Here is a 5,298-nt window from a genome sequence, read left to right on the forward strand (position 1 = left end):
TCAGAGACAGCCCCCACCCCCAGGACACCCGACGCGCCCACCAGCCGACCGGCCCGGTTCTTCTCTCGCGGTTCTCGTTCCATGGGGCCCGAACGTAGAAGCGGGCCCGGTCCGGCACCCGGGTCGAACGGCGGGCACACCCCCTGACGATCGTCGGGGTTGACAGCGGCCGAGCGCCCTCCGGCTCACGTGCCCACCGGATCACGCGCCCGCCGGATCACGTCCCCGCTCACGAGGCGTCGCGGTAGGCGTGCGGCGCCACCCCCGTCAGCCGCCTGAACACCCGGCTGAAGTACGCCCGGTCGTGGAAGCCGACCGCCCTGGCGACCGTCTGCACGTTGTCGTCGCTGCGCTGCAGCCGCTCCTTGGCGCGCTCGATGCGCAGCCGGGTCAGGTACTCCCAGAGCGTCAGGCCGAGTTCACGGTGGAAGAGCCGGCCCAGGTGGTCCTCGCTGACGCCCGCCGCCTGCGCGATCTGCCAGCGCGAGAACCGGTGCCGGTAGTGCTGCTCGATGTACGCCAGCGCGTAGCGCACCGGCGCCGGGTCGGCCGCCCGCTGCTGGCGTTGGGAGGCCGAGGTCAACGACGTGAGCAGCCGGGCCGTCTCCGCGTCGGTGAGGATGCCGCGCCCCAGCATCACCAGGCCCGGGTGCGGCTCGGCGCGCCGGACGTCGGCGAACGTGAACCCCTCGTCGCTCAGCATCAGCACCGGGCAGTCGTGCCACAGCCGTTCCACCAGCTCGAAGCCGCCCATGTCGGGCAGCACCCGTTCCACGATCAGCAGCCCGGGCGCCTCCTCGGCCAGCAGCGCGAGCGCCGCCGTGCCGTCCGCGGCGGCGCGCACCGTGCGCCCGGGCAGCACGCCGGTCAGCAGCCGCCGGAACCGCTCCCGCGACGCCGCCGAGCCGCCCACCACCAGCGCGGGCGCGGCGAGCCCCGAGGGGCGCAGCGCGTGCAGGGCCTGGTTGAGGTCCCGGCCCACGATCGGGCCATACAGCAGGAACGGCACGTCCCGCAGCGCCGGATGGTCGTGCAGCCGTCGGACGGCGGCCCACTCCTGCGGGGTCGCCTGGCCGGCGTCCCAGGCGACGGCGGCCGGCGGGTGGGCGGCCACCACGGTGGCGATGTCGTCGTCCTGGTGCGGCCGGTGCGGGCGAAGGCCGTGCCGCCGCGCGACGGTGGCGGCCTCGGGTAACGCCCGCTCCACGACCAGCAGGGTGCCGCCGGCGGGAGCGCTCGCGGCGCGGGGCCCGGTCGGCTCGGCGGGGGTGGGCAGCGGCAGGTCGAGCCGGAAGCCGAACGGTCCTGGGCCGCGGTGCAGGGTGACCGAGCCGCCGTGCAGCACCGCGAGCCTGCGGGCCATGGCCAGGCCGAGCCGGCCGCCGGGGCCGCCGGCCGCGAAGGGTTGGAAGTACCGCTCGTCCTCCGCCGGTTCGTGCGGCGGCGCGGCCAACTCGGGGCTGGTCACCAGCACGGTGAGCCGGGGCGGCGCCACGTCCACGCTGAGGTCGGGGTAACGCCCGGCGGCCGTCAACAGGTTGTGGATGATCTGGCGCAGCCGGTCCGGGTCGGCGCAGAGCGCCGGTAACCGGCGGGGCAGTCTGAGGTGGCCGCCGGCCGCCGCGTCCTGGAACGTCTCGGCGAGCAGCGGGCGCGGGTCGAGCAGCCGGCGGTCAAGGCCGAGCGCGTCGATCTCGGAACGCGAGAGGTCGAGCAGGTCGTCGATCAGGCGCAGCAGCCGGGCCGCCTCCTCGTGCGCGGGTTCCCCCGGTGTGGTGTGGCCAAGGATGGCCTCGACGGGGCTGCGCAGCTCGTCGGTCGCGTTGCCGAGCAGCCGGGTCTTGAAGCTGCTTGCCTGCTCGGCGGCGTCCCTGGCCCTGCGCACCTCGGTGAACAGCCGAACTCCCTTGAGCGCGGCGCTGATCTGCTCGCCGAGCGCCCGGTAGAGCGCGCCGTGCCGGGCGGCAAAGCCGCGCGGGCCGGCGTCGAACACGGCGTAGCCGAGCGGCTCGTCGCCGATGTGCAGCGGCTCGAGCACGGCGGTGAACCGGCGTTCGCCGTCCGCCGGCGGCAGCGGCGGCCCCTGCTCCACCGCGCCGTCGGGCTCGGCGACCACCAACCGGTGGCCAGGAACGGCGAGTTGAGGCAGGTGACGGCCGAGCGCCGCGTCGATCTCTGACAGGTCGACGGCGGTGGTGAGGGTGGTCGACAGCACGCGCAACCGCCGCGACTCCTGCTCCAGGGTCCAGCGGTCGTATTCGAGCAGCCGGCGCGACTTGTCGGCGACTATCAACCTGGCCTGGCCGAGGAGCCGTTCGGTGCGCGGGTCGGCCGGCGCCGCGGCGCGCAGCCGCAGCAGCGCGCGGTCCCAGGCGGCCACGTCCTCGAAGCCCTCGATGCCGCCGACGCGGCGCTCCAGGTCGCCGAGGAACGAGCCGTCGTCGTCCGCGGTGCCCGCGGTGTCGACGGTGTCCGCGTGGAAGGCGGCGAGCAGCTCCTCGTCGAGCGGCCCGGGCGCCGACTCGGCCGACTCGGCGGGCGGTCCGGGAGCCGCGCGCCCCTGGGTGACCAGCGGCGAGGGGCAGCCGCAGGACCTGCGGATGACCAGCGTGCCGGGCACCACCCTGCGCTCGGGCGGCCGCACGCCGCGCAGCCTGGCGAGGATGGTCTCCACGGCGAGCGAGCCGAGTTCGCCGAACGGCAGCGCCACCGAGGTCAGCGGCGGGTCGCTGATCCTGGCCTCGACCGAGTCGTTGAAGCTGATCAGCGCGACGTCCTCGGGCACCCGCACGCCGCGCTCGGTGAGCAGCCGCAGCGCGTCGGCGGCCAGCACGTCGCTGCACGCCACCACGGCGTCGAAGTCGCGCCCCGGGCGGAGCCCGCGCACGTCGAGCAGTACCCGCATCGCCGTGGCGCCGGCGCCGGCGGCGTAGTCGAGCGACGCGGAGACCAGCGCCCGGTCCCGCGGGATGCGGTGCCTGGCCAGCGCGTCGCTGAAGGCGCGGAACCGGTCGAGCGCCACCGGGTTGGCCATCGGCCCGCGCAGGCAGGCGAGTCGGCGACGGCCGTGGTGCTCGACGAGGTGCCCGACGGCCTTGCGCATCCCGGCGTACGAGTCGAGCAGCAGCGTCTCGTGGCCGTCCAGCGCCCGGTTGAGGCTGATCACCTGGCCGAGGCCGGCGAGCCTGCGGACCAGCGCGGCGGAGCGCTCGCCGCCGACCGGCAGGCCGAGCGTGGAGGTCCAGCAGATCGCGCCGTCGAGGGCGGCCTGGTCGAGGAGTTCGTAGAGCGCGTTGCGCGGGGCGCCGCCCGGGGTGAGGGCGTCACCCGGGAAACAGACGATGTTGACGTCCTCGCGCTCCGCCGCCTCGAGCACGCCGGACCAGAGGGAGGCGCCGACGCCGAGGTGGATGTTGGCCGTGACCAGGCCGATGGTCGGCCTGCGGGCGCGCCGTGGCCGCGGCTGCCGCTGACCGCCTCGTCGCCACGCCGGTGGGGACCCGTTTTCCGCCATGGGGCTTCCTCGCTCCTGGGACGGACGGACGGCTGGGGTGGCGTGGACGATAGCGCTGGGGAGCCAAGCCGACAAGGCCGGCGGCACGGTGGAACACCGTGAGCCGCCGGCCTGCCGCCGGAACGTCCGGAGTTGGTTCCTGGTGGTTCCTGGTGGTTCCCGCGTCGTTCTCGGTGCGTCAGATCCGGCCGACGCCGGCCCCGGACATCACGCTCGACCTGACGCCGGAGGGGGCGTCGACGCTGTAGCTGTACGGGATGCTCGCGACGCTGCCGCCGGTCTCGCCGGTGCCCGAGTTCACGAAGTGGTTGTTACGGGCCACCAGCGCGCCGTCGGGCGAGCTGCCCTCGCCCCGGTGGAACGGGTCGTCGGTGTTCTCGAAGTAGTTGCCCTCGACGAGCACGCCGGCGTTGGTGGTGGAGGCGACGCCGTAACTACCGATGTTGCTGTAGTAGTTGTTGTAGACGTGCACCGGGTTGCCGAAGCGCACGCGCGGGTTGCGCTGGTTGGTGCCGTCGTACCAGTTGTGGTGGTACGTCACCCGCAGCCGTCCCGAGTCCTCGGAGCTGTTGTCGTCCGAGTGGCCGAGCAGGCTGTTCTTGTCCTGTCCGTAGAAGCGGTTCCAGGACACGGTGATGTTGTCCGACGCCCGCTTGATGTCGAGGGCGCCGTCGTTGTGCCCGGTGAAGTTGTTGTGGTCGATCCACACGTTGGTGGAGTACTCGATGTTGATGCCGTCGTCGGCGGAGCCGGAGAACGTGATGTTCTGCACGATCACGTTGTTGGCCTGCCGGATGTTCAGCCCGTAGCCCGTGATCCGGGCGTTGCTGCCGACGCCGATGATGGTCTTGTTGGAGGTCACCCGCGTCATGCTCGACAGGTTGATCGTGCCGCTGACGCGGATCTCCTGGGTGGAACTGCTCTGGGCCGCTGAAGCGAAGGCACTGGCCGACGTCACCGTCACGACGCTGCCGCCCGCACCGCCGGTGGTGGCCCGCCCGAAGCCGGTGGGGGTACCGACGGCCACCGTCTCGACGGGCTCGGCGGCGACACCGCTCGTCGCGGTGAGCCCGCCGAGGGTCACCACCGCTGTCATCACTGCCACTGCACTGCCCAGCCTGAACCGCGCGCTCGTCCTGCGCATGGGATTCTCCGTCCGGATTGTGTGGGGGGTGAATCGTTTTGATGCTAGGACCGGCGCTGTGGACGATGACGGTGAGTGTGTGGACTATGACGCGCGGCGTAGCGCGAAGCGCTCACCGCGCGGGCCTCGGCGCGGCGCAGCCGCCGGCCGGGCGCACCGGCGCGGTGCGTGCCACCGCAGGCCGGGACATGCCCGCATCAAACATCCTGTCACGCCTTCCACGGCTGAACCAGGGCGCGCGGCGCGCGGCGCTCGCCGCACCGGCTTCGGCCACGGGCCCGGCGCGAGCCCGGCCGCGACGCCGCTGCGCGGCGCTCACCGCGCGGGCTTCGGCGCGGCGCAGCCGCCAGCCGAGCGCACCAGCGCGGCGAACCCGGCCACAGGCCGGACCTACCCACACCGAACAGCCGTGCGCTCGCCGCACCGGCTTCGGTGATGAGCCCGGCCGCGGAGGCCGCTCCCGGCGGCGGAGCCGCCGCGTACTCGCCGCGCCGGGCTCGCCCGCGGCATCGCGGGGGGGTGCCTCTATGTCCTTCGTCAAGCCCGAGCTGGTCATGCGACGGCTTCTTCGGGGACGCGTGGTTCGTAGAAGGTGCCGTCGCGGAGCATGGCGAACAGGACGCTGATGCGGTGGCGGGCG

General features: G+C 73.7%; 2 protein-coding genes. Both read right to left on the reverse strand.

Going from position 1 to position 5,298, the window contains the following annotated elements:
• Positions 1-229 precede the first annotated feature (229 nt).
• Positions 230-3,514 carry a substrate-binding domain-containing protein gene (locus E1265_RS33205; protein ID WP_132934674.1) on the reverse strand — a complete coding sequence of 1,095 codons (3,285 nt, stop codon included), beginning with the start codon at positions 3,512-3,514 and terminating at the stop codon, positions 230-232.
• A gap of 178 nt (positions 3,515-3,692) precedes the next feature.
• Positions 3,693-4,610: a right-handed parallel beta-helix repeat-containing protein gene (locus E1265_RS33210; protein WP_243741290.1), complete on the reverse strand. Its 918-nt coding sequence runs from the start codon at positions 4,608-4,610 to the stop codon at positions 3,693-3,695.
• Positions 4,611-5,298: the final 688 nt, after the last annotated feature.

Origin of the sequence: Streptomyces sp. 8K308 (assembly GCF_004348315.1) — a bacterium.
Taxonomy (GTDB): Bacteria; Actinomycetota; Actinomycetes; order Streptomycetales; family Streptomycetaceae; genus Streptomyces.